The organism is Aureimonas flava (genome assembly GCF_003583935.1).
GTDB classification, from domain to species: domain Bacteria; phylum Pseudomonadota; class Alphaproteobacteria; order Rhizobiales; family Rhizobiaceae; genus Aureimonas; species Aureimonas flava.
The window spans coordinates 12480-34288 of sequence record NZ_QYRN01000004.1; the positions used below are offsets into that span (position 1 = coordinate 12480).

General features: G+C 70.2%; 23 protein-coding genes. 13 read left to right on the forward strand and 10 right to left on the reverse strand.

Features of this window, described 5'->3' with window-relative positions; genetic code table 11:
* Positions 1-59: 59 nt before the first annotated feature.
* From D3218_RS07740 to D3218_RS19670, 3 genes are all read right to left on the reverse strand, one after another.
* The gene (locus D3218_RS07740) at positions 60-974 is read right to left on the reverse strand and encodes a hypothetical protein (protein WP_119539372.1); all 915 of its coding nucleotides are present in this window, start codon (positions 972-974) and stop codon (positions 60-62) included.
* A gap of 122 nt (positions 975-1096) precedes the next feature.
* Complete coding sequence (locus D3218_RS07745; RefSeq protein ID WP_168990448.1) at positions 1097-2176, reverse strand: CsgG/HfaB family protein; 1080 nt, start codon at positions 2174-2176, stop codon at positions 1097-1099.
* The gene (locus D3218_RS19670) at positions 2173-2619 is read right to left on the reverse strand and encodes a hypothetical protein (RefSeq protein ID WP_168990449.1); all 447 of its coding nucleotides are present in this window, start codon (positions 2617-2619) and stop codon (positions 2173-2175) included. The genes D3218_RS07745 and D3218_RS19670 overlap by 4 nt, the downstream gene beginning before the upstream one ends.
* A 313-nt stretch (positions 2620-2932) precedes the next feature.
* On the opposite strand from D3218_RS19670, the gene D3218_RS07750 reads away from it, so the two are divergent.
* The 5 genes from D3218_RS07750 to D3218_RS07770 all read left to right on the forward strand — a co-directional run bounded on the left by D3218_RS07750 (position 2933) and on the right by D3218_RS07770 (position 8845).
* Positions 2933-3784 carry a DUF2793 domain-containing protein gene (locus D3218_RS07750; protein WP_119539376.1) on the forward strand — a complete coding sequence of 284 codons (852 nt, stop codon included), beginning with the start codon at positions 2933-2935 and terminating at the stop codon, positions 3782-3784.
* A gap of 107 nt (positions 3785-3891) precedes the next feature.
* Entirely contained in the window at positions 3892-5025 is a 1134-nt protein-coding gene (locus tag D3218_RS07755) for an anhydro-N-acetylmuramic acid kinase (RefSeq protein WP_119539377.1), read from the forward strand.
* A 93-nt stretch (positions 5026-5118) separates the two neighbouring features.
* On the forward strand, positions 5119-5622 hold the full coding sequence (locus tag D3218_RS07760) for a 2Fe-2S iron-sulfur cluster-binding protein (protein WP_119539378.1): 504 nt from the start codon (positions 5119-5121) through the stop codon (positions 5620-5622).
* Entirely contained in the window at positions 5619-6602 is a 984-nt protein-coding gene (locus D3218_RS07765; RefSeq protein WP_119539379.1) for an FAD binding domain-containing protein, read from the forward strand. The genes D3218_RS07760 and D3218_RS07765 overlap by 4 nt, the downstream gene beginning before the upstream one ends.
* Entirely contained in the window at positions 6599-8845 is a 2247-nt protein-coding gene (locus D3218_RS07770; protein WP_245414968.1) for a xanthine dehydrogenase family protein molybdopterin-binding subunit, read from the forward strand. Before D3218_RS07765 ends, D3218_RS07770 begins: the two co-directional genes overlap by 4 nt.
* A 67-nt stretch (positions 8846-8912) precedes the next feature.
* On the opposite strand, the gene D3218_RS07775 is transcribed toward D3218_RS07770, so the two are convergent.
* Together D3218_RS07775 and D3218_RS07780 are read right to left on the reverse strand one after the other, a co-directional pair.
* A complete protein-coding gene (locus tag D3218_RS07775) occupies positions 8913-9878 on the reverse strand; it encodes a sugar kinase (protein ID WP_119539383.1) in 966 nt (321 codons plus the stop codon).
* Positions 9878-10801, reverse strand: coding sequence for a PfkB family carbohydrate kinase (locus D3218_RS07780; RefSeq protein WP_119539385.1), 924 nt, complete (start codon positions 10799-10801; stop codon positions 9878-9880). Before D3218_RS07780 ends, D3218_RS07775 begins: the two co-directional genes overlap by 1 nt.
* A gap of 116 nt (positions 10802-10917) precedes the next feature.
* Between D3218_RS07780 and D3218_RS07785 the strand changes: the two genes are divergently transcribed.
* The 5 genes from D3218_RS07785 to D3218_RS07805 all read left to right on the forward strand — a co-directional run bounded on the left by D3218_RS07785 (position 10918) and on the right by D3218_RS07805 (position 14167).
* Positions 10918-11319: a winged helix-turn-helix domain-containing protein gene (locus tag D3218_RS07785; protein WP_119539387.1), complete on the forward strand. Its 402-nt coding sequence runs from the start codon at positions 10918-10920 to the stop codon at positions 11317-11319.
* 69 nt (positions 11320-11388) lie between these two features.
* Positions 11389-12144 carry a molybdate ABC transporter substrate-binding protein gene (gene modA / locus D3218_RS07790; protein WP_119539389.1) on the forward strand — a complete coding sequence of 252 codons (756 nt, stop codon included), beginning with the start codon at positions 11389-11391 and terminating at the stop codon, positions 12142-12144.
* A gap of 3 nt (positions 12145-12147) precedes the next feature.
* A complete protein-coding gene (modB, locus tag D3218_RS07795) occupies positions 12148-12831 on the forward strand; it encodes a molybdate ABC transporter permease subunit (protein ID WP_119539391.1) in 684 nt (227 codons plus the stop codon).
* The gene (gene modC, locus D3218_RS07800; RefSeq protein ID WP_119539393.1) at positions 12828-13988 is read left to right on the forward strand and encodes a molybdenum ABC transporter ATP-binding protein; all 1161 of its coding nucleotides are present in this window, start codon (positions 12828-12830) and stop codon (positions 13986-13988) included. Before modB ends, modC begins: the two co-directional genes overlap by 4 nt.
* Positions 13961-14167 carry a TOBE domain-containing protein gene (locus D3218_RS07805; RefSeq protein WP_119539395.1) on the forward strand — a complete coding sequence of 69 codons (207 nt, stop codon included), beginning with the start codon at positions 13961-13963 and terminating at the stop codon, positions 14165-14167. The genes modC and D3218_RS07805 overlap by 28 nt, the downstream gene beginning before the upstream one ends.
* 64 nt (positions 14168-14231) lie before the next feature.
* On the opposite strand, the gene D3218_RS07810 is transcribed toward D3218_RS07805, so the two are convergent.
* Together D3218_RS07810 and D3218_RS07815 are read right to left on the reverse strand one after the other, a co-directional pair.
* Positions 14232-17369, reverse strand: a complete 3138-nt coding sequence (locus tag D3218_RS07810; protein WP_119539397.1) for an efflux RND transporter permease subunit — start codon at positions 17367-17369, stop codon at positions 14232-14234.
* Positions 17366-18595, reverse strand: coding sequence for an efflux RND transporter periplasmic adaptor subunit (locus D3218_RS07815; protein WP_119539398.1), 1230 nt, complete (start codon positions 18593-18595; stop codon positions 17366-17368). The genes D3218_RS07810 and D3218_RS07815 overlap by 4 nt, the downstream gene beginning before the upstream one ends.
* An 87-nt stretch (positions 18596-18682) precedes the next feature.
* On the opposite strand from D3218_RS07815, the gene D3218_RS19675 reads away from it, so the two are divergent.
* Positions 18683-19315, forward strand: a complete 633-nt coding sequence (locus D3218_RS19675) for a TetR family transcriptional regulator (protein ID WP_168990450.1) — start codon at positions 18683-18685, stop codon at positions 19313-19315.
* A 2-nt stretch (positions 19316-19317) separates the two neighbouring features.
* Here D3218_RS19675 and D3218_RS07825 read toward each other — a convergent pair whose 3' ends face one another.
* Positions 19318-19599 carry a hypothetical protein gene (locus D3218_RS07825; protein ID WP_136625066.1) on the reverse strand — a complete coding sequence of 94 codons (282 nt, stop codon included), beginning with the start codon at positions 19597-19599 and terminating at the stop codon, positions 19318-19320.
* Positions 19600-19805: 206 nt separating this feature from the next.
* Here D3218_RS07825 and D3218_RS07830 point away from each other — a divergent pair, with 206 nt between their 5' ends.
* Both D3218_RS07830 and D3218_RS07835 read left to right on the forward strand, forming a co-directional pair.
* Positions 19806-20210 carry a helix-turn-helix domain-containing protein gene (locus D3218_RS07830; RefSeq protein ID WP_119539400.1) on the forward strand — a complete coding sequence of 135 codons (405 nt, stop codon included), beginning with the start codon at positions 19806-19808 and terminating at the stop codon, positions 20208-20210.
* A gap of 4 nt (positions 20211-20214) precedes the next feature.
* Entirely contained in the window at positions 20215-20670 is a 456-nt protein-coding gene (locus tag D3218_RS07835) for a DUF6456 domain-containing protein (RefSeq protein WP_119539402.1), read from the forward strand.
* A 3-nt stretch (positions 20671-20673) separates the two neighbouring features.
* Here D3218_RS07835 and D3218_RS07840 read toward each other — a convergent pair whose 3' ends face one another.
* Both D3218_RS07840 and D3218_RS19680 read right to left on the reverse strand, forming a co-directional pair.
* Positions 20674-21096, reverse strand: a complete 423-nt coding sequence (locus D3218_RS07840) for a SufE family protein (RefSeq protein ID WP_210209655.1) — start codon at positions 21094-21096, stop codon at positions 20674-20676.
* 74 nt (positions 21097-21170) lie between these two features.
* Positions 21171-21536, reverse strand: coding sequence for a DUF5330 domain-containing protein (locus D3218_RS19680; RefSeq protein WP_168990451.1), 366 nt, complete (start codon positions 21534-21536; stop codon positions 21171-21173).
* Between the last annotated feature and the right edge of the window lie 273 nt (positions 21537-21809).

Genomic DNA, 21809 nt, shown 5'->3' on the forward strand with positions numbered 1-21809 from the left:
TTGCGTGTGCGCGGGGAGGGGTGGGAGGCGACCGAAGCCGCCCCCCTTTCGTGCGAGGCTTAGTTGTCGCCACCGCCGGTCACGGCGCCGGCGATGTTGCCGGTCAGCGCGCCGGTGAGCGCCCCGCCGTCCAGGCCGACCGAGATCGACTGGTTGGCGAGCACGCCGACCGCCGTCGCCGTCTGGACGCCGGCCGCGATGTTCGACGCCACGTTGAGGTTGGCGGCGATCTGCGGGGCGACGTTCAGCGCGGTGTTGGCCGCGTAGACACCGGCCAGAGCACCGTCCGTGGAACCGTCGACGATGTTGTTGTTGATCGTGACGTTCGGGTTGACGATCGACACGGAGGCGTATCGTGCCGCCGCGCTCGAGGCAGCGGTGCCGGCCGACGCGGCCGCCTGCGTGGCTTCGTCGGTGGCGTCGAAGGTACCGCCGACGACATCCAGCGTGCTCGTGTCGGCCAGAGCGGCAACGGTCGTGGTGGCGTTCTGGATGCCCTGGTTGGCGAGCACGCCGACTGCCGTGACCGTCTGGTCGCCGACATCGATGCCGCCCGCGATGGCCGCGACCAGATCGGCGATGCCGCTCGTGTCGATCACCACGGCCGCGGAGCCCGTGTTGGGGCTCAGCGCGAGGCCGAGCGCGGTGACGAGGCCGCCCAGGGCCGCATCCGCGCCCACGTCGAGCGGCAGCGCGACGTTGACGTTGGTGGCGAGCTGCGGCGCGACGTTGACGGCGGTGTTCAGGTAGATGCCGCCCACGCCGGCATTGTCAGGAAGCTGAGCGCCGATGCCGTTCAGCACGCCGATATCGAGGCCGTTCAGAGCCGCCACATCGACGCCGGTCAGAATGTCGCCGATGGCCACGCCGAGATCGCCGAGATCGATGCCGCCGACGACCTGCGCGTTGGCCGCGCCGGAGAGACCGAACACCACGGCGACGACGGAGGCGCTGCCCAGAAGAAGTCTTTTCATTGCCATACTCCAGTTTTAAATGGAGCCGCCCACTCCCTGTTGGCGGCGTGGTTGTGTGGACAGGTCGTTTTCCTTGAGAGCCCTGTCCTTTCCGGCGGGACGTTGCAGCGTCCCGCCGAATCTCATTGCGCGAGAATGGCTTGCGCCTTCGCGTCCTTGGTGATGCCCGTGGTTCCCCCATCGCTGCCCGAATAGGGCTGGCTGGTGTCCTGCGACTGCCGCTGGTTGCCCGGCGGCTCCACGGTCGCGGCGGGCACCGGCTCGGCTTCGGACGCGGGCGCCACGGGCGCCGCGCGCGCCGTTCCGGCGGCCGGAACGCTGGAGGGAACCGTCACGTCGACGCCCGGCGGCGGCCCCTTCGGGCGCTCGTTGTAGGCCTCGATCGCCTCGGCGGTCTTGGTGTTGTCGATCCGGCCGTGCGCCCGGTCGATATAGGTGCGGCAATCGGCGTAGTTCTCGGGCTTCATGACCTGCGTCAGCAGCTCGAAGGTCGCGAGGTTCAGCATCTGCCGCAGGGCGAAGTGGATCGCCTCGCGCTCGCGCCCGCCGAAGTCCACCGAGGTCAGCTCGGAGCCGATGAAGCGGCCGATGCCGATGCCCGCCTCCGAGGAGAAGATCTGCTTCTGCAGCGGCACGTTGGCGACGATGCGCCCCGTGGTCGCCTCGGTCATGGCGAGGTCCATGCCCACCAGGATGCGGTTCTGCCGGTAGCGCGCGCCCACTCCGCCGACCTCGACCTCGGCGCCCGAGCCGGGGATGAAGTCCAGCGAGTTGATCGACCCCGTGATGAAGAAGTTCGACGGGATCTGCCGGGTGATGTCGCGGACCTTCCACTCCGCCTCCGTGGTGGCGACGCGCGGATCGCGCCGGTTCACCACGGTCGCGCCCGCCTTGAACAGGGCGGACTGCATCATGTCGCCCGCGCCCTGCGTGATGAACTTGCCGACGCCGCCGTCGGTGAAGCTTTCCTTGCCCGTCTGGTCGAGCACCGCGCCCACCGAGAAGATCAGGCGCGGCGAGATCTTGCCCTTGAGGCAGGTCAGCGCCTTGTCGAACGGCGTCACGATGTCCGAGATCGGCGGTCCCTGAACCAGCTTGGCGTCGCTGGTGGATCCGGCGACGCCCGGCGCGGCGGCACAACCCTGCAGCGCGGTCGCCGCGCCGACCAGGAGGGACAGGACCAGCTTGCGCACGTCGGTCACTTGCAGCCGCTGGCCGTCGGGCCGACGTCGATCGAGATGTTCGAATCGACGCAGCCCGCGGTTGTGGCGAGGTTCCGCGTGTCGACGATGGCGCCACCGCTGTTCGTCAGGTCGATGTTGTTGGTGGCGGTGGAGACCACGCCGATGGTGGTCTGCTGCTGGCCGATGTCGTTGACGGTGGAGCTGTTGCCCGAGTTGTTGTTCGAGTTGATGACGTTGTTGTTGACCGTCACCTTGCCGAGCGATTCGTAGTAGCCCTCCTCGTTCTTGCGGATGAGGTCGGACTGGAGGAGGCGGAGGTTGCGGTCGGCGGTGGAGGCGAAGCCATAGGTACCGTTCCAGTCCGCCTGCGGGTTGAACGTGGCCTGCGCCGCGGCGATGCCGGGCATCCAGGGCACAAGCAGTGCGGTCCAGATGACCGCCCCACGAACCAGATGAACCATGCCGATACCCCCTGTCTCACGCATAGGCGCAACCAGGACGTGCGGCGTTGTCACGGTCGCGCGTCGTCTTGGTCGGTGGTGCCGGATCTGCCCCGAAACCAATTGCCCCCGCGCCGAGATAGCCACGTGCAACCGAACGACTGCAACCTAAAAGTGCAATGTGGCGGCGGAGACGCAACCAGTGTTGCGATGGTGGCACAACTTTGACGAGCGTCGGCGTGCGCGGAGGCCAGCGGACGGGAATCTTTCACCGTTTCGTCACCGCGATCGGGCCCGGCGCCCAGGATGGCCGACCGCCATCCGGAGCTTCCCCATGTCGCGATCGCCCCGCCTGTCCCTGCCGCTGCTGATGCCCCAGCAGGCCCAGCGCCACCTGACCCTGAACGACGCGTTCCGCCTTCTGGACGTGCTGGTTCAGACCGCCGTCGTGTCGGCCGAGCGGTCCGACGAGCCGGACGCCGGCGAGGAGGGACAGCTCTTCATCCTGCCGCCCGGTGCCACCGGTGCGCGCTGGAGCGAAATGGAGACGGGGTCGCTCGCGCTGTTCGATAACGGCGGCTTCGTGGAGATCAGGCCCGTGGCGGGGCAGCTCGCCTATGTGACGGACCGCCGGTCGCTCCTGCTCTTCGACGGCGCGGCGTGGGGCGAGGGGCCGTTCGCGCGCGACGAGTGGCCGGCGATCGGCGTCAATGCCGCGCCTTCGACGGGCAACCGGCTGACGGTCGCCGCCGACGCCGAGCTGCTGACCCACGACGCACGCACGCCCGGCTCCGGCGACGCGCGCAAGATCGTCAACAAGCAGGCGACCGCGCGCGTCGCCTCCGTCCTGTTCCAGACCGCTTTCTCGGGTCGCGCCGAGATCGGCCTTCTCGGCGAAGACCGCTTCGCCGTCCGCGTCTCGGCGGACGGGGAGACCTTCCGCACCGCGCTCAAGGCGGACCCCGCCAGCGGCCACCTGTCCGTGGCGCGGGAGGCGTCGCCCGCCTGCGCGCTCGACGTCGGTGGCGCGGTGCGCGTCACGGCCTATCCCAAGGCGGCGCTGCCGCCCGCCGGCAACGGCTCCGGGCAGATCGTCCTCGTGGCGGACGAGGCGGGCGGCGCGGTGCTCGCCTTCAGCGACGGGGCGGCCTGGCGCCGGGTGACGGATCGCGCCATCGTGACCTGAAGCGAGCGATCGGGGCTCGCCCGCCAGCTTGGCGCCGGGCAAGGCATGCCACAGCCTTTGCATGGCGGCACGCGAGTCGCCGCCGGTAGGCTTTGGAGACGCGTACGATGTCGATTTGGGCGATCGGGTTGATGACCGGAACGGTGCTCGACGGAAACGTCGACATCGCCATGCTCTGCACGGACGGCGAGACGATCCACGAGTTCGGGCCGACGCTGCTGGCGCCCTATCCCAAGGACATCCGGCCGTTGCTCAAGGAAACCCTGGCCGCCGCCGCCCGATGGAACTTCGAGGGCCCGGAGCCCGCCGTGTTCGAGACCGCCGAGGAGGCGCTGACGGTGGCGCAGTCCGACGCCGTCGCCGCCTTCCTGGAGGACGAGGGACTGCCCAGCATCGACTGCGGCGTGGTCGGCTTCCACGGGCAGACGGTTCTGCACCGCGCGCCGACGCCGACCCGCCCCGGCGCCACCCGCCAGCTCGGCGACGGCGAGGAGATGGCGCGCCGGCTCGGCATCACCGTGGTCTACGATTTCCGCAGCCGCGACGTCGCGGCGGGCGGCCAGGGCGCGCCGCTGGCGCCGATCTACCACAAGGCGCTTCTGGCGCGGATCGGGGCGGGCGAGGACACGGCGTTCCTGAACCTTGGCGGCGTCGCCAACATCACCTGGGTCTCGGCGGACGGCGAGATGCACGCCTTCGACACCGGCCCGGCCAACGCGCCGCTCAACGACTGGGTCCACGTCCACGCCAAGCGCGACATGGACCGCGACGGGCTCCTGGCCGCCGCCGGTCGGGTGGACGAGGCGCGGCTGGCGAAGCTCCTGGAGCATCCCTATCTCGCGGCGCCCTATCCGAAGTCGCTCGACCGCAACGACTTCACGGCGCGCATGGCCGAGGGCCTGTCGCTGGAGGACGGCGCGGCGCTGCTGACCGCCTTCACCGCCGCGGCGGTGGGCCGGGCCCTGGATCTCCTGCCGCGCCGGCCCCGGCGTCTGGTGGTCGGCGGCGGCGGCCGGCGCAACCCGGTTCTGATGCGCGCCATCGCCGAGCGCGCGGGCGTCGAGGCGGTGGATGCCGACGCGCTCGGCCTGCGCGGCGACGCGATCGAGGCGGAATGCTTCGCCTTCCTGGCGGTGCGGGTGCTGCGCGGACTGCCGATCAGCTTCCCCTCGACCACCGGCGCGCCGGAACCGCTCACGGGCGGCCGCATCGCCCGCGCGAACCGACCCGCGACGGCCTGACGCGCCGGAAAAGCAAAGCCGCCTTCCTTTCCGCGCATCCAAGCCGCTCCAACTGCGTTCCAGAATTGGAAACGTTACAGAGAGTGGACGCCCATGCGACTCAAGGTCAACGGATCGGAGCACGATCTCGATGCGGATATCCGCACGTCGCTGCTCGACGCCCTGCGCGATCACCTCGCGCTGACCGGATCCAAGAAGGGCTGCGACCACGGCCAGTGCGGCGCCTGTACCGTGCTCGTCAACGGGCGCCGCGTGAACGCGTGCCTGACGTTGGCCGTGATGCACGAGGGCGACGAGATCACTACGATCGAGGGGCTCGGCGCCCCCGGCCACCTCCACCCGATGCAGGAAAGCTTCCTCCATCACGACGGCTACCAGTGCGGCTACTGCACGCCGGGACAGATCGTCTCGGCCGTCGGCATGCTGGGCGAGGCGCGCGACAATTGGCCGAGCCACGCTTCGGAGTCGCTGGACGGGCAGGTCGAGCTCACCGACGCCGAGATCTCCGAGCGCATGAGCGGAAACCTGTGCCGCTGCTCGGCCTATCCCAACATCGTGGACGCCATCCGCGACGCCAGCGGAAAGGGCGCGGCATGAAGACCTTCGACTATCAGCGCGCCACGAGCGCCGGCGAGGCGGCGGCCGTTGCGGCCGACGCGGCGACGAAGTTCATCGCCGGCGGCACCAACCTCCTGGACCTGATGAAGCTCCAGGTCGAGACGCCGAGCCGGCTGGTGGACATCACCCGCCTGCCGCTGAAGACGATCGAGGCGGACGGGGAAGGCCTGCGGATCGGGGCGCTGGTCAGCAACAGCGACCTTGCTGCCGACGAGCGGATCCGGCGCGACTACGCCGTGCTCGCCCGCGCGCTGCTGTCCGGCGCCTCGGGCCAGCTCCGCAACAAGGCGACCACCGGCGGCAATCTCCTCCAGCGCACGCGCTGCGGCTACTTCTACGAGACCAGCGCCCGCTGCAACAAGCGCGAGCCGGGCTCGGGTTGCGACGGGCGCGACGGCTTCAACCGCATCCTCGCGATCCTCGGCACGTCGGACCATTGCATCGCGACGCACCCGTCCGACATGGCGGTGGCCATGCGCCTTCTGGACGCCGAGGTGCTCACCCTCAAGGCCGACGGCACCGAGCGCGCCATCCCGATCGCCGAGCTACACCGGCTGCCCGGCAAGACGCCGCATGTCGAGACGGTGCTGGAGGCGGGCGAGCTGATCACGGCGATCCGCCTGCCGGCCCCGCTTGCGGGGCGCCACCTCTATCGCAAGGTGCGCGACCGGGCGTCCTACGCCTTCGCTCTGTTCTCCGTCGCCGCCGTGGTGCGGATGGCGGAAGGGCGCATGGCCGACGTGCGGCTCGCCTTCGGCGGCATCGGCACCGTGCCTTGGCGCAACCGGGGCGTGGAGGAGATCCTCCTCGGCGAGGAGCCGGGCGAGGTGGTGTTCGCGCGCGCCGCGGACCTCCTGCTCTCGGACGCGCAGGGCTTCGGCGACAACGACTTCAAGATCGACCTGGTGCGCCGGACGCTTCCGGCGGTGCTGGCGGACGCCGCGCGCGGAGGGGCATGATGGATACGACCAACAGCTTCAAGATGGACGAGCCGGTGGGCGAGACCCGCCTCGATCGCGGCGTCCAGGATGTGATCGGCAAGGGCGTCGACCGCTTCGAGGGACCGCTCAAGGTCTCCGGCCGCGCGCCCTATGCCTACGAGAACCTTCCGGGCGAGAAGGTGGCCTACGGCTTCATGGTGCTGAGCACCGTCGGCTCGGGCAAGGTGTTGTCGATCGACACGATGCAGGCCCGTTCGACGGCGGGCGTCCTTACCGTCGTCCTGGACAAGCGCAGCCCGCGCGCCGCCGCCGACCCCAACGACCCGGCGCCCAAGACCGCCGACGGCGCGGTGACGCACTACGGCCAGCCGCTCTGCCTCGTGGTCGCCGAAAGCTTCGAGGTGGCACGCGACGCTGCGAAGCTCGTGGTGGTCGAATACGACACGGAGGAGGGGCGGTACGACCCGCTCGCGCTGCAGGGCGAGGCATATGTGCCGCCGCCCGGCGCCATGCCGGCCGAGACGAAGAAGGGCGATTTCGAGGCTGCCTTCGCACAGGCGGCCGTGACGCTCGACGTGACCTACACCACGCCCAGCCAAAGCCATTCGGCGATGGAGCCGCATGCGGCGGTGGCGCGCTGGGAGGGCAAGAAGCTCAAGCTCTACGGCTGCTACCAGCTCGTCTCCACCAATGTCGGCCAGCTCGCGAAGGCGCTCGGCATCTCCAAGTCGGACATCGAGATCGTCGCGCCCTTCATCGGCGGCGGCTTCGGCGGCAAGCTGGGCATCGGGCCGGAGGCGGTGTTCGCGGCGATCGCGGCCCAGGAGACCGGCCGTCCGGTGAAGATCGCGCTGACGCGCCAACAGGTGTTCCAGACCACCTCGCGCCGGTCCGACACGATCCAGCGCGTCCGCCTCGGCGCCACCACCGACGGCGTCATCACCGCGATCGGCCACGACACCACCACCAGCAACACGCCGGGCGACGAGTTCTTCGAGCCGGCCGGGATCTCCACGGTGTTCCTCTATGCCGGCGAGAACCGGCGCATCACCCATCGGAAGACCGACGTGAACATCCTCCTGTCCTCGTCCATGCGCGCGCCGGGCGAGGCGGTGGGCATGCTGGCGCTGGAGAACGCGATGGACGAGATGGCCGAGAAGCTCGGCCTCGACCCGATCGAGTTCCGCCGGCGCAACGAGCCGGATGCCGATCCGCAGGAGGGCCTGCCGTTTTCCTCGCGCAAGCTCGTGGAGTGCATGGACGAAGGTGCGAGACGCTTCGGCTGGGACCGGCGCAACGAGCGGCCCGGCACCCGCCGCGAGGGCGAGTGGCTGATCGGCATCGGCATGTCCACCGCCTCGCGCAAGAACCTGCTCCAGCAGTCCTCGGCGAAGGTGACGCTGTCGGCGGACGGCGAGGCGCAGGTCGAGACCAACATGACCGACATCGGCACCGGCACCTACACGATCCTCCAGCAGATCGCGGCCGAGATGCTGGGCCTTCCGCTCGATCGGGTCACGGTGCGCCTCGGCCATTCGGGCGACCCGGACGCGCCGGGCTCGGGCGGCTCGTGGGGTGCCAACTCCGCGGGCTCGTCGGTGTTCGTCGCCTGCGAGGGCATCGTGGAGGCGATCGCCAAGAAGCTGAAGGTGAAGCCGGACGAGCTGACGCTCAAGGACGGCACGGCGATCGCCGGCAATCGGCAGACGAGCTACGTCGAGCTCCTGGCCGGCGAGCCGATCGCCGTCACCGGCACGTTCAAGCCGGGCAAGGCGTTCCAGAACACCCATCAGGCGAGCTACGGGGCGCATTTCTGCGAAGTGGCCGTGAACGCCTATACCGGCGAGACCCGGATCCGTCGCCTGCTCACGGTGGGCGCCGCCGGGCGCATCCTGAACGAGAAGACGGCGCGCTCGCAGTGCTTCGGCGGGCAGATCTTCGGCATCGGCACGGCGCTAACCGAGGAGCTGGTGGTCGACAAGCGTTCCGGCCTGATGGTCAACCACGACCTTGCCGAGTACCACGTGCCCGTGAACGCCGACGTGCCGCAGCTCGAGGTGGTGTTCCTGGAGGAGCGCGACCATGCCGCCAGCCCGCTTGCGGGCAAGGGCATCGGCGAGCTGGCGATCAGCGGCGTCGGGGCGGCGGTGACCAACGCCATCTACAACGCCTGCGGCGTGCGGGTGCGCGACTATCCGATGACGCTGGACAAGGTGCTGCGCGGCATGCCGCGCCAGAGCGTGGCGCAGGCGGCCGAATAAGGCCGCCGATCGGGACGGGGGCGGCCGCGCGGCCGGGTCGGGTTGCGCGCCCGGTCCGTTCTCCGTGTCAGTCCCGCGCGAGCGGGCCGCCCGGCCAGACCGTGCTTTCGCGGCCGACGATCGCGCCGTATTCGCCGATCACGGCCGAGGCCATGCGGTGCCCCGCCTCGGCCGCGCGGTCCAGGGTGCCGCCCTTGAGGCGCACGGCCATGGCCGCGCCGTTGAAGCTGTCGCCGGCCGAGGTCGTGTCCACGATGCGTGGCGCCTTGCGGCCGGCGACCTCGCGCACATGACCGGGCTCGGCCACCACGGCCGGATCGCCGCCCGACTTCACGATCGCCGCCGAGGCGCCGAAGCCGAGGAGGCGTTCGGCGGCGGCGTGGGCGTCGCGGTCGCCGTACAGCGCCTGTTCGTCGTCGAGGCCCGGCATGGTGAGCGTGGCGGCCCCGTGCGCGGCGGCGATCGTGTCGCGCGCGGCCTCCACGCTTTCCCACAGCCGCGGGCGGTAGTTGCCGTCGAAGCCGACGATGCGCCCCGCCACCTTCATCTCACGCGCCAGCGCGAGGAGGCGCGCGCGGCCCTCGGGCGGCAGCACGGCCAGAGAAATGCCGGTGAAGTAGAGGGCGTCGAAGCCCGCCAGCGTCCGGGCGAGCGCATCTTCCTCGCCGTCGGTGAACAGGCGGCGCGCGGCGGCTGCCGAGCGCCAGTAGGCGAAGGACCGCTCGCCCTGGGGATCGCGGCTGATGGCGTAGAGGCCAGTGGTCTCGCCGGGCGCGAGCCGCACATGGTCGGTCGCCACGCCCTCGGCCTCGATGAAGGCGGGGATCTCGCGCCCGAACGGATCGTCGCCGAGGCGCGTCACGTAGTGCACGGCGAGCGCGGCGTCGTCGCCCAGCGCGCGGCGGCAGTACACGGCGGCGTTCAGCGTGTCGCCGCCCACCGTCCGGTGCATCGTGCCGGGCGCCTCGCCGGGCTTCTCGTAGAGTTCGATCATGCATTCGCCGAGGAAGGCGACGCGCAGCGCATCGGCCATCAGTTCGCTCCGTCCAGGAAGGCATCGATGCGCCGCGCGTCCGGCATGGCGCCGCGCGCGCCGAACGACAGGCAGGCGAGCGAGGCGGCCGCCACCGCGCGGCGGACGGCGGTGGTCATGTCCAGTCCGGCGTCGAGGCCGGCGGCCAGCACGCCGCACAAGGTGTCACCCGCGCCCGTGGTGTCCACGGGCTCGATGCGCGGCGCGGCGAACCGCTCCACGTCGCCCTCGCGGCCGACCAGGATCGCCCCGGCGCCGCCCAGCGTCGCCAGCACCGCGAGATCCGTCTCGGCGGCCACGGCGCGCGCCGTCTCCTCCGGCGCGCCGGACGGCAGGCCGAGAATGCCCGCCGCCTCGTCGAGTTCGTGCTCGTTGACGATCAGGAGGTCCGTGGACCGCAGGAGATCCGCCACCCGATCCCGGGTGATGCCCTGGGGCACCGGCGCGAGGTTCAGAAGAACGCGTGCTCCCGCGTCTCGCCCCGCGCGCGCGGCCGCCACGGTTTCCTCGAAGGGCAGTTCCATCTGGAGCGCCAGGATGCCGGACCCGGAGCCCCATCCGCCGGCGAGCTGCGCGGCCGTCACGGCGCGGTTGGCGCCGCTGGCCACGGTGATCGCGTTCTCGCCGTCGGCGGCCACGGAGATGAAGGCGCAGCCTGTCGGCTCGTCCAGCCGGGCGAGGCCCGCGACGTCGATGCCCTCGCGCGCCAGCGCGTCGGCCTCGCCCGTGCCGAAGGCGTCGCGCCCGACGGCCCCGACGAATCGCACCCGGCCGCCCGCGCGCGCGGCCGCCACGGCCTGGTTCGCGCCCTTGCCGCCCGAAAGCTGCTCGTAGCCCGGCGCCAGCACCGTTTCGCCCGGCCGCGCGATGGCCGCCACCCTGCAGACCAGGTCGACGTTCACCGACCCGAACACGACGATCATGGCGTTTCCCCCCACCGGCTGATGCCACGCTCCGTAGCGAAGAGAGGAGGGGCGAACAAGCTCGCTCTCGGCGCCTCGCGGCTGGACAAGCGCGCGCCCGCCCTCGACAAGGGGGCATGACCGCCGACCGCCCTCCGTTCGACCTCGATCGCGTTCCACGCCTGCGCCTCGTGTTCGGCGAACGGCGGATCGTCGGGCCAGGGCGCGCCGACCTTCTGGAGGGCATTGCCGAGACCGGCTCCATCGCCGGGGCCGGTCGGCGCATGGGCATGAGCTACAAGCGCGCCTGGAGCCTGATCGAGGAGCTGAACGCGACCTTCGACGCGCCGCTCGTGGCGATGAGCCGGGGCGGCAGCGGGCATGGCGGCGCGGCGCTGACCGATCTCGGCAGCGAGGTGCTGGACCGCTATCGCCGCATGCAGCGGCTGAGCGACGCGGCCATCGCGGCCGACCTGGAGGCGCTGGCGCGACGGCTCGGCGCCGATGCGGCCGATGGCGATATGTCCGAACGGAAATAACGCTTGCCTGCCGGACGCCCCCTTGGCTAGCCTCCCGATATGTCGCTTCGGCCATATCGGGGACCGTCCATGATTCGCAGCCTTGCCCGCGTCCTTTCGCTCTCCGTCCTGGGCATCGCGCTCCTGCCCGCGGGCGCCTTCGCGGCCTCGACGCAGGTCGCCGTCGCCGCCAACTTCACCGACGCCGCCAAGGAGATCGCCCAGGCGTTCCAGACCAGGACCGGCGACGAGGCCGTCCTGTCCTTCGGCTCCACGGGCCAGATCTACACGCAGATCACGCAAGGCGCGCCCTACGAGGTCTTCCTGGCGGCCGACGACGTGCGTCCGAAGCGGGCGATCGACGACGGCTACGGCGTCGCCGGCAGCGCCTTCACCTACGCGATCGGCCAGCTCGTGCTCTATTCCACGCAGGCCGGCAAGGTGACGGGCGAGGACACGCTGCGCTCGGGCGATTTCGCCAAGATCGCCATCGCCAACCCCGAGGCGGCCCCCTATGGCGCCGCCGCCGTGGAGACGATGAAGGAACTCGGCGTCTACGACATCCTCGCGCCCAAGATCGTGCAGGGCACCTCGATCGCGCAGGCCTACCAGTTCGTCCAGACCGGCAACGCGGAGATCGGCTTCGTGGCTCTGGGCCAGGTGGTCAACGAGACGGGCGGCTCGCGCTGGGACGTTCCGCAGTCGCTCTACACGCCGATCCGTCAGGACGCGGTGCTCCTGAAGACGGGCGAGGACAGCGCGGCGGCCAAGGCCTTCGTGGAGTTCCTGCGCTCGCCGGAGGCGGTCGCGATCATCGAGAAGTACGGCTATCGCGCGGGCGAATAAGGGGTGACCGACTGGGGCGAGCTCTGGTCGCCGATCCGGCTGACGCTGGAGCTGGCGAGTCTGACGACGCTCCTGCTGCTGGTGGTCGGCACGCCGATCGCCTGGTGGCTGTCGCGCTCGCGCCGCTGGTGGAAGGAGGCGGTGGCCGCCGTGGTGGCCCTGCCGCTGGTGCTGCCGCCCACCGTGCTCGGCTTCTACCTCCTGATCGCGCTCGGGCCGGACGGGCTCGGCGGCTGGTTCGGGCCCGCGTTCGGCCTGCGCACCTTCGCCTTCTCCTTCCCGGGCCTGGTTCTGGGCTCGGTCGTGTATTCGATGCCCTTCGTGGTGCAGCCCATCCGCAACGCGTTCGAGGCGGCGGGCGAGCGGTCCTGGGAGGTGGCGGCCACGCTGCGCGCCTCGCCGTGGGACCGGTTCTGGACGGTCGCCGTGCCGCTCGCGCGGCCCGGCTTCCTCACCGGCGCGGTGCTCGGCTTCTCGCACACGGTCGGCGAGTTCGGCGTGATCCTCATGATCGGCGGTAACATCCCCGGCACGACCAAGGTCCTGTCGGTGGCGATCTACGACTATGTCGAGACGCTGCAGTGGCAGAAGGCGCACGTGCTGGCGCTCGGCATGCTGGTCTTCGCGTTCCTGGTCATCTTCTCGGTTTCGCTCCTGGAACGCGGCCGCGCGGAGCGGGCGCGATGAGCGGCGACCGGATCGAGGCCGCGTTCCGGGGCAAGCTCGGCACGTTCTCGCTCGACGCCGCCTTCCAGGCACCGATGCGGGGCGTCACGGCGCTGTTCGGCCCCTCGGGCTGCGGCAAGACGACCCTCCTGCGCTGCATCGCGGGGCTTCAGCGGCTGGAGGGCCGCCTCAGCGTCGGTGGCGAGATCTGGCAGGACGGGGGGACGTTCCTTCCGCCGCATCGGCGCCCGATCGGCTACGTGTTCCAGGAGGCGAGCCTGTTCGCCCACCGCTCGGTGCGCGGCAACCTGCTCTACGGCTTCGACCGGGCGATGCGCGGGCGCGACGGGCCGCCGGCGATCGGCTTCGACGAGGTGTGCGACCTTCTCGGCCTGGAACGGCTGATCGACCGTTCGCCCCGCCACCTGTCGGGCGGCGAGCGCCAGCGCGTCTCGCTCGGCCGCGCGCTGCTGTCGCAGCCCCGCCTTCTCCTGATGGACGAGCCGTTGTCGGCGCTCGACGCGATGGCCAAGCAGGAGATCCTTCCCTATTTCGAGCGCCTCCACGCCCGGCTCGCGCTGCCGATCCTGCTGGTCAGCCACGACATCGCGGAGGTCGAGCGCCTGGCCGACCGCCTGGTGCTGGTGCGCGGCGGGCGCGTGGAGGCGGAGGGCTGGATCAACGATCTCCTGACCGACCCGCGCCTTCCGTTCGCGGGCACGCGCGGCACGGCCGCCGTCCTGTCGGCGCGGGTGCTCGGACGCGAGGCGGGCGACGGGTTGCTGCGGCTCGATCTCGACGGGCAGACGGTGCTGGTGGCGGCCGGCGCGGTGGCGCCCGGCGCCCCGGTGCGCCTTCGGATCGCCGCCGCCGATGTCAGCCTCGCGCTGGACCGTCCCAGCCGCTCCACCATCCTCAACGTTCTCCATGCCCGCATCCTCGCCATCGCCGAGGCCGGCGAGACGGAGGTCGTGGTCGGCCTCGGGCTCGGGGGAGGCGGGGGGCAGCGCCTACAGGCCCGCATCACCCGCCGCTCGCTCGCCGCCCTGGAACTTGCGGCGGGGATGGACGTCTTCGCTCAGATCAAGGGCGCCTCGCTCGCTGCCGCGCCCGGCGCCCCGAACCTCGAATGCAACGAAGGACACCCGTCATGCGCATATCGGCCCGAAACACCCTGAAGGGACGCATCGTCTCGATCGAGAAGGGCGCCACCACCGCCCATGTACGGATCGACATCGGCGGCGCCGTGGTCACCTCCGCCATCACCAACGCGGCGGTGGACGATCTGGGGCTGGCCGAGGGCCAGGAGGCCTATGCCGTGGTCAAGGCGTCGGACGTAATGATCGGCGTCGACTGACGCGCACGACCCGTCCGGCACAACGCGAAAGGGGCGCCTTGCGGCGCCCCTTCGTCGTTTCCGGTCAATGCGCCGGCTCGGCCGCCGGCGGCGTGGCGGCGCCGGTCTTCTTCGGCTTCTTGTCGCGCGCGAGCAGCTTGTAGAACAGCGGCACGAAGAAGATGGCCACGAAGGTCGCCATCAGCATGCCGCCGATCACGCCGGTGCCGATGGAATGACGGCTGGCCGAGCTCGCGCCCGTGGCCAGCGCCAGCGGCACGACGCCGAGGATGAAGGCGAGGGACGTCATCACGATCGGGCGGAAGCGCAGCTTGGCCCCTTCCAGTGCCGCGTCGAAGGCCGACAGGCCTTCCTCGCGTTTCAAGACCGCGAATTCCACGATCAGGATGGCGTTCTTCGCCGCCAGTCCGACCAGGGTGACGAGGCCGATCTGGAAGTAGGTGTCGATCTCAAGCCCCCGCAGCCAGATGGCCAGCAGGGCGCCGAACATGGCGAAGGGCACGGCGAGGATCACCGCGATCGGCAGCGACCAGCGTTCGTACTGCGCCGACAGAATCAGGAACACCATCACCATGCCGAAGCCGATGGCGATAGCCCCGGTGCCGCCGGCCTGGATCTCCTGATAGGCCGAGCCCGTCCAGGCGATCTCGTAGCCCTCGGGCAGCGCCTCGGCCGCCGCATCCTGCATGGCCTGGAGCGACTGGCCGGACGAGTAGCCCGGCGCCGGACCGCCGGATACCTTGGCGGCGTTGAAGGCGTTGAACCGCTCGATCAGGTCCGGCCCGACGATGCGCTTGGTGATCAGCAGCGAATCCAGCGGCACCATGGAGCCGTTGGACGCCTGCACGTAGACGAAGCGCAGGTCCTCCGGCTTCTCACGGAAGTCCGCTTCCGACTGCAGCGAGACGCGGTAGTTGCGCCCGAGCAGGGTGAAGTCGTTGACGTAGAGCGAGCCGAAGGTCGACTGCATGGTCTCGAAGATCGAGGAGATCGGCACGCCGAGCGCCTTGGCCTTCTCGCGGTCGACGTCGATCTGGTACTGCGGCACGTTGGCTTCGAACGTGGTGCGCACGCCCGCGAGCTCGGGTCGCTTCGCCGCGGCGGCGACGAGCGCGCTGGTCGCCTCGATCAGCCCCTGGCTGCCCTGGCCGGTCCGGTCCTGGACGAAGAGGTCGAAGCCGCCGGTGGTCGACAGGCCCTGGATCGGCGGCGGCGAGAAGGCCAGCACCATGCCGTCCTGGATGCCGGCGTTCATGCCGATGAACGTGCCGGGCAGGTTGCGCGCGTCCAGCGACGGGTCGTTGCGCTCGGACCAGTCCTTGAGCGTCACGAAGGCCGCGCCGGCGCTCGACTTCTGCGAGCCCGACAGGAGGTCGAAGCCGGCGAAGGCCACGACGTCCTCCACCGCCGGATGCTTGCGGATGTTGGCCGAGACCTGGTTCATCACGTCGGTCGAGCGCGACAGCGAGGCCGCCGGCGGCAGGATCGCGACGGCGAGATTGGTGCCCTGGTCCTCATCCGGCACCAGCGAGGAGGGGATGGTCTGGAAGAAGTAGACCGTTCCCCCGATCAGCGCGGCGAACAGGACGAGCGACAGGAAGGCGCGCCGCATCACGAAGGCGACGCCGTGGCCGTAGCCGTCGGTGAGCCGGTCGAACATCCGGTTGAACCAGCGGAACGGAGCCATCGGCTCCTTGTGCTCCTCGCGCAGGATCAGGCCGCACAGGGCCGGGGTCAGGGTCAGCGCGACGATGCCCGAGATGGTCACGGAGGTCGCGATCGTCACCGCGAACTGGCGGTACATGGTGCCGGTCAGCCCGCCCAGGAAAGCGACGGGGATGAACACGGCGCACAGGACGAGAACGATCGCGATCACCGGCGAGGTGACCTCGCCCATCGCCTTGGCGGTCGCGTCCTTGGGCGACAGATGCTCGTCGCGCATGATGCGCTCGACGTTCTCCAGCACCACGATCGCGTCGTCCACCACGATGCCGATGGCGAGCACGAGGCCGAACAGGGTCAGAAGGTTGATCGAGAAGCCGAGCGCCAGGAGCACGCCGAACGTGCCGATGATCGACACCGGCACGGCGATCATCGGGATCAGCGTGGCGCGGAAGCTCTGGAGGAACAGGTAGACCACGATCAGCACCAGGATCATCGCCTCGATGAAGGTGTGGATCACCGATTCGATGGAGGCGTTGATGAACTTGGTCGTGTCGTAGGGGATGGCGTAGGTGATGCCGTCCGGGAACGACTTGGACAACTCCTCCATCCGCGCGTTGACGGAGGCGAGCACGTTCAGCGCGTTGGCGCCGGGCTGGAGATAGAGACCGATGGGGATCGTCTCCGAGCCGTTGTAGGTGGCGTTGAAGGCGTAGTCCTGGGCGCCGAGCTCGACGCGCGCCACGTCCTTCAGAAGCAGCGAGGCGCCGTTGGCGTCGGAGCGGATGATGATGTTCTCGAACGCCTGCGCGTCGGGCAGCCGCCCGGCCGTGGTCACCGAATAGGTGAAGGCGAGGGGCGTGTCGGAGGGCTGGGCGCCGAACTGGCCGGCGGCGAACTGGGCGTTCTGCTCGCGGATCGCGGTGGCGACGTCGCCGGGGGTGAGCTGGTACTGCGCGAGCTGGTCGGGCCGCAGCCAGATGCGCATGGAGTAGTTGCGCTGGCCGAAGAGCTGGGCGTTGCCGACGCCCGGCACGCGCTTCAGCTCGTCCAGCACGTAGAGAAGCGCGTAGTTCGACACGTAGGTCGCGTCGTAGCGCGGGTCTGAGGACGACATGGTCGCCACCGCCAGGATGGACGACGACTGCTTGGTCACCGTCACGCCGAGGCGCTGCACCTCGGACGGAAGCGAGGAGATCGCCTGCTGGACGCGATTGTTGACGTTGATCGTCGCCTGGTCCGGGTCCGTGCCCGACTGGAAGGAGACGTTGATGGTCGAGGTGCCCGCCGAGGAGTTCGACGAGCTCATGTAGATCATGTCCTCGACGCCGTTGACGACCTGCTCGATCGGCGCGGCGACCGTCTGGGCCACGGTCTCGGCCGAGGCGCCGGGATAGGTCGCCGAGATCTGGACCTGCGGCGGCACGAGCTCGGGATACTGCTCGATCGGCAGGGCGCGCATGCCGGCGAGGCCGGCCAGCACGATGATGATGGAGATGACGGCGGCGAAGACCGGGCGGTCTACGAAGAAGCGGTTCACTGCGAGGCCTCCGACCGGGCCGCGCCGGGCTGCGCTCCGGCGGCGGCCTGCTGCGGGGCCGCTTCGCCCTCCTGCGCGCCGCCGGCCTGCGGCTGGCCGTCGGCGGCCGGCTGGCCGTCCGTCGGCGTGACCGGCGAGCCCGGACGCACCTTGATCACGCCGACGGTCACCACGCGGTCGTCAGGCTTCAGCCCTTCCGCGATCAGGAGCCGCCCTTCCAGCTCGCGACCGACGGTGACCGGACGCACCGCCGCGACGTTCTTGTCGTCCAGGACGTAGACGAACGTGCCCTGCGGACCCTGCATCAGGGCCTCGGTCGGGATGGTGACGGCGTCGGGCACGACGATGCCCTCGATCTCGACGCGCACGAACTGGCCGGGCAGCAGCTGGCTGTCCGGGTTGGGCAGCACGGCGCGCGACAGGATGGTGCCGGTGGACTGATCGATGGAGGAGGAGGTGAAGTCGATCTTGCCCTTCTGGGCATAGTTCGTGCCGTTGCCGAAGCGCACGGTCACCGTCAATTGATCGAGCGAGCCCTCCGCGCGGCCCTCCTCGATCATGTTCCGGATAGAGAACGCCTCCGAATCGGCGGCCGAGAAGTTCACGTAGGCCGGGTCGAGCTGGGTGATTCGCGTCAGGAGATCGCCGGTGCTGAGGAGCGAGCCCTCGGGAACCTGCTCGAGGCTGGTGATGCCGCCCGCCGGCGCCTCGACGGAGGCGTAGTCGAGCGACAGGGTGGCGGTCTGGAGCTGCGCCTCGGCGGCCGCCACGGCAGCGTCGGCCAGCAGCCGCTGCGAGGTCGCGTCATCGAGGGTGGCGGTGGAGGTGGCGCCCGAGCGCACGAGCGACTGAGTGCGTTCCTGCGTGCGGCGGGCATTGGCCTGCGTCGCCTGCGCCTGCTGCAACTGCGCCTCCGCCAGGGCCACCTGCGCCTCGAAGGGCCGCCGGTCGATCTCGAACAGAAGGTCGCCCTCGTTGACGCGCGATCCCTCGTTGAAGGTGCGATGCAGCAGGATGCCGCCGACCTGGGCGCGCACCTCGACCTCGCGCGAGGACGAGACCCGCGCCGGATACTCGAAGGTGACCGGCACGTTCTCCGCCTTCACGGTCATCACGGTGACGGCCGGCGGCGGCGGCGCGGCGCCGCCCCCCGGCTGCTGGGCCAGCACGGGCGACGCCACCAGGATCGCCGACAGGGCCGACGCGAACGGGAAGATACGGGACATCGGAAACTCCGCGAGGCCGGACCGCAGAATCCAGCTTGATCGATCGGGTACATACATTCATATATGGATGTATTCAAGGAGGCGGCAGTGCGGCGGACCAAGGCAGAGGCGCTCGAAACGCGCAGCGTCATTCTCGACGCGGCGGAGCAGGTTTTCTTCGAGCGCGGCGTCAGCCAGACCAGCCTCACCCACATAGCGTCTCACGCGGGACTGACGAGAGGCGCCATCTACTGGCACTTCACGGGCAAGAGCGACCTGTTCCTGGCCATGCACGAGCGCGCCTATCTGCCGCAGCGCGTGTTTCTGGAGAGCCAGAACCTCCTGTCGGACGAGCGTCCGCTCGAGGCGCTGGAGCGCACCATGCTGGAGAGCATGCGTCGGTTCGTGAGGGACGAGAGAGCCAAGCGCGTCTACTCGATCCTCGTCCTGCGTTGCGAATACGTGGGGGAGATGGAGAGCGCGATGTGCATCCACCGCGAGGGCGAGGATCACATGAAGGCGGTGATCTTCGCGGCCTTCCAGAAGGCGCGCGATCTCGGAACGCTTCGGACCGGGCTCGAACCGGCCCTGGCCACCAACGTCTGCGTCGGCACGGTCATCGGACTGCTGACCGAGTGGCTCCGCCTCGCCGAGGGGTTCGATCTGGTGGGTGCCGCGGAATTGACCCTGGGCTCGCTGTTTCACGGCTTCCGGACGGCGGGCCGCGTGGAAGCGGCCTGAGGTCAGGCGGGGCGCGCCGCGACGCCGCCGAGCGCGATCAACCGCCGGACCGCGATGTGCCGGTTGAGATCGTAGGAGGGCGCGTTGCGCCGCGCCGCCCGGCGCAGTCGGCCGTCCTCCGCCAGGAGGGCCGCGAGCCGCTCGGGCCGCTCCCGGGCTTCGACACCCGAAGCGTCGACCGAAGGCGCGGCGCCGAGATGGCGGCGGAGCCCGTCCGCGAACTCGCCCATCGCGCGTTGAAGGCACTCTTCGAATCGGCGGATCGCTTGGTCGGGACGGGACATCGGCAACCTCTCCGGGGCAGAGCCCGAAGGGTCGACCGATCGCGGGCGAGGCGGATTGATTTCCTAGTTTCGGTTGTGGATTGCGGGGAAATACTCAGCCCTTAGTGTCAGGCAAGCCACGATCCGCGGATCGCGACAAAGAAAATATTCCTACATCTCGTCCAGGCTTGCTAGCCTTCGCTCATCCCAAGCAACGGAGCCAGCCGATGTCCCAGTGTTTCGACCAAGCCTCGAGCCGCATCCTCGCATCCCGGGTGGGGGGAGCGGATCCCGGCGGGCGCGGCCGGCTGCAGTGCCGCGTGGCCGTCGACATTGTGGCGGCGTTTCTGGGTGTACCGGCCGCCGACATCCTGTCCGAGCGGCGTGCCCAGGCGCCGGTGGCACGGGCGCGCCACGTCGCGATGTACCTCGCCCATGTCGCCTTCCAGCTCTCGCTCAACGCCGTCGCGCTCGGCTTCGGCCGTGACCGGACCAGCGTCTCCTACGCGGTCGCCCGCATCGAGGACGAGCGGGACGAGCGGGCCTTCGACGCGATGCTGACCCGCATGGAGGCGCTGGCCCAGTCATGCCGCCGGCTTTCCGTGCCGGGGGCGGGCGAAGGGGACTTCTGACGCGATGGCCCTCGACACGGAATCGCCGCTGGCTCGGCTCGCCACCCGGCGCGGCGCGAACGGGCTGCCGTTCCTCGCCGCGCACGAGGTGGCGGCGGGCGAGCGCCTGCGTGCCGACTTCACGCGCGGCGGCCTGTCGCCGAGCGTGACGCAACGCTGGGACGACACGCCCCGCACCCGCGGGCGTGCCGGACCCGCCGACCTGTCGGACGCGGTGCTCGACTGCCGCCGGCGGGTGGAACTCGCGATGCGGGCCGTCGGCCCCGAACTGTCGGGCGTGCTGCTCGACGTGTGCTGTTTCCTGAAGGGCACGGAGCGGGTGGAGGCGGAGCGGCAATGGCCGGCCCGCTCGGCCAAGATCGTCCTGAAGACCGGGCTCGCCGCGCTGGCGCGCCATTACGGCCTGATCCACGAGGCCGGCGGGCACGGGCGGGGCGTTCGCGCCTGGACCGGCGGTTGACGCTCAGGCGGCTTCCATGGCGGTGCGCGCGTCGGCCTGGATCCGGCGCACCATGGAGCGCAGCCCGTTGGACCGCTGCGGCGTCAGGTGTTCCTGCAGGCCGATCCGGCCGAAGAGCGCCTCGGCGTCGAGCGACAGGATCTCGGGCGCGGTGCGGCCGGAATAGAGCGACAGGGCGACGGCGACGAGCCCCTTGACGATATGGGCGTCGGACTGGCCCATGAAGCTGACGCGCGGCGGCGAGGCGTCGTCCGTCCGGCTGACGAGCCAGACCTGGCTGACGCAGCCCGGCACCTTGGTGCGATCGTTCATATCCGCCTCGTCCATGGCGGGCAGTTCGCGGCCGAGCTCGATCAGGTAGCGGTAGCGGTCTTCCCAGTCGTCGAGAAGCTCGAAGTCGGAGGCGATCTCGTCGATGTCGCGCATGATGTCCTCGTTGCCGGACCCCGGTCGCGGGCCGGCCCTGATATAGGCGGCCGGGCCGCGCTTGTCAGGCGGGCTCAGCCCGCCGGCGCGAGATAGGGCCGGGGCGGCGGCGCGGCGGGAACCCGTTGTGGATGGGCGGCCGGCTGTGCGTGGGGCGCCGCGGCGTCGGCGGGAGCGGCGGCGCCCGTGGCCAGCCCATAGGCGAAGGTCAGGCCTTCGCCGATCCGAGCGCCCACGAAGCGGATCGCGTCCCGCCCGCTCTCGCAGGCCATCGGCGCTCGCTCGCAGAAGCCGCCGAGATCGGTCGCCGCCTGCTGCACCGCGAACACCAGCGCGCCCACCGAAAGGCCGGCTGGCACGCCGTCCTCGCCGTCGCGCGCGGGCGCGAGCACGAACAGCACGAGGCCGATCAGAAAGGCGAGTTTCAAGAGGAGGCGCATGTCGTCTCCGGTGTCTCCCTGGTGGCCGATCGCGGTCGGAACCACTGCGTCGGTCCGGCATGGTTCATCATACGACCCGGGTCTGGCGCAACCATTTCGCACTTAACGCAAATTCGAGCGTTCGACGTATCGCGTTTCCCGACGGCGCGAGTGCGATGGTGTCGAGATTCCCAACAAACCATTGATTCCAATAGGGATCCTCTGTCAACGCTTCGTTAGCCATAAGTCGAGGTCGCGTGTTTCATTGCGGGTTGCGCTGGGACTGCGGCGGCT

Coding starts and splice junctions, on each gene's coding strand:
- D3218_RS07740 (WP_119539372.1), bottom strand. CDS start 974: ATGAAAAGACTTCTTCTGGGCAGCGCCTCCGTCGTCGCCGTGGTGTTC.
- D3218_RS19670 (WP_168990449.1), bottom strand. CDS start 2,619: ATGGTTCATCTGGTTCGTGGGGCGGTCATCTGGACCGCACTGCTTGTG.
- D3218_RS07750 (WP_119539376.1), top strand. CDS start 2,933: ATGTCGCGATCGCCCCGCCTGTCCCTGCCGCTGCTGATGCCCCAGCAG.
- D3218_RS07755 (WP_119539377.1), top strand. CDS start 3,892: ATGTCGATTTGGGCGATCGGGTTGATGACCGGAACGGTGCTCGACGGA.
- D3218_RS07760 (WP_119539378.1), top strand. CDS start 5,119: ATGCGACTCAAGGTCAACGGATCGGAGCACGATCTCGATGCGGATATC.
- D3218_RS07765 (WP_119539379.1), top strand. CDS start 5,619: ATGAAGACCTTCGACTATCAGCGCGCCACGAGCGCCGGCGAGGCGGCG.
- D3218_RS07770 (WP_245414968.1), top strand. CDS start 6,599: ATGATGGATACGACCAACAGCTTCAAGATGGACGAGCCGGTGGGCGAG.
- D3218_RS07775 (WP_119539383.1), bottom strand. CDS start 9,878: ATGGCCGATGCGCTGCGCGTCGCCTTCCTCGGCGAATGCATGATCGAA.
- D3218_RS07780 (WP_119539385.1), bottom strand. CDS start 10,801: ATGATCGTCGTGTTCGGGTCGGTGAACGTCGACCTGGTCTGCAGGGTG.
- D3218_RS07785 (WP_119539387.1), top strand. CDS start 10,918: ATGACCGCCGACCGCCCTCCGTTCGACCTCGATCGCGTTCCACGCCTG.
- modA (WP_119539389.1), top strand. CDS start 11,389: ATGATTCGCAGCCTTGCCCGCGTCCTTTCGCTCTCCGTCCTGGGCATC.
- modC (WP_119539393.1), top strand. CDS start 12,828: ATGAGCGGCGACCGGATCGAGGCCGCGTTCCGGGGCAAGCTCGGCACG.
- D3218_RS07805 (WP_119539395.1), top strand. CDS start 13,961: ATGCGCATATCGGCCCGAAACACCCTGAAGGGACGCATCGTCTCGATC.
- D3218_RS07815 (WP_119539398.1), bottom strand. CDS start 18,595: ATGTCCCGTATCTTCCCGTTCGCGTCGGCCCTGTCGGCGATCCTGGTG.
- D3218_RS07825 (WP_136625066.1), bottom strand. CDS start 19,599: ATGTCCCGTCCCGACCAAGCGATCCGCCGATTCGAAGAGTGCCTTCAA.
- D3218_RS07830 (WP_119539400.1), top strand. CDS start 19,806: ATGTCCCAGTGTTTCGACCAAGCCTCGAGCCGCATCCTCGCATCCCGG.
- D3218_RS07835 (WP_119539402.1), top strand. CDS start 20,215: ATGGCCCTCGACACGGAATCGCCGCTGGCTCGGCTCGCCACCCGGCGC.
- D3218_RS07840 (WP_210209655.1), bottom strand. CDS start 21,096: ATGCGCGACATCGACGAGATCGCCTCCGACTTCGAGCTTCTCGACGAC.
- D3218_RS19680 (WP_168990451.1), bottom strand. CDS start 21,536: ATGCGCCTCCTCTTGAAACTCGCCTTTCTGATCGGCCTCGTGCTGTTC.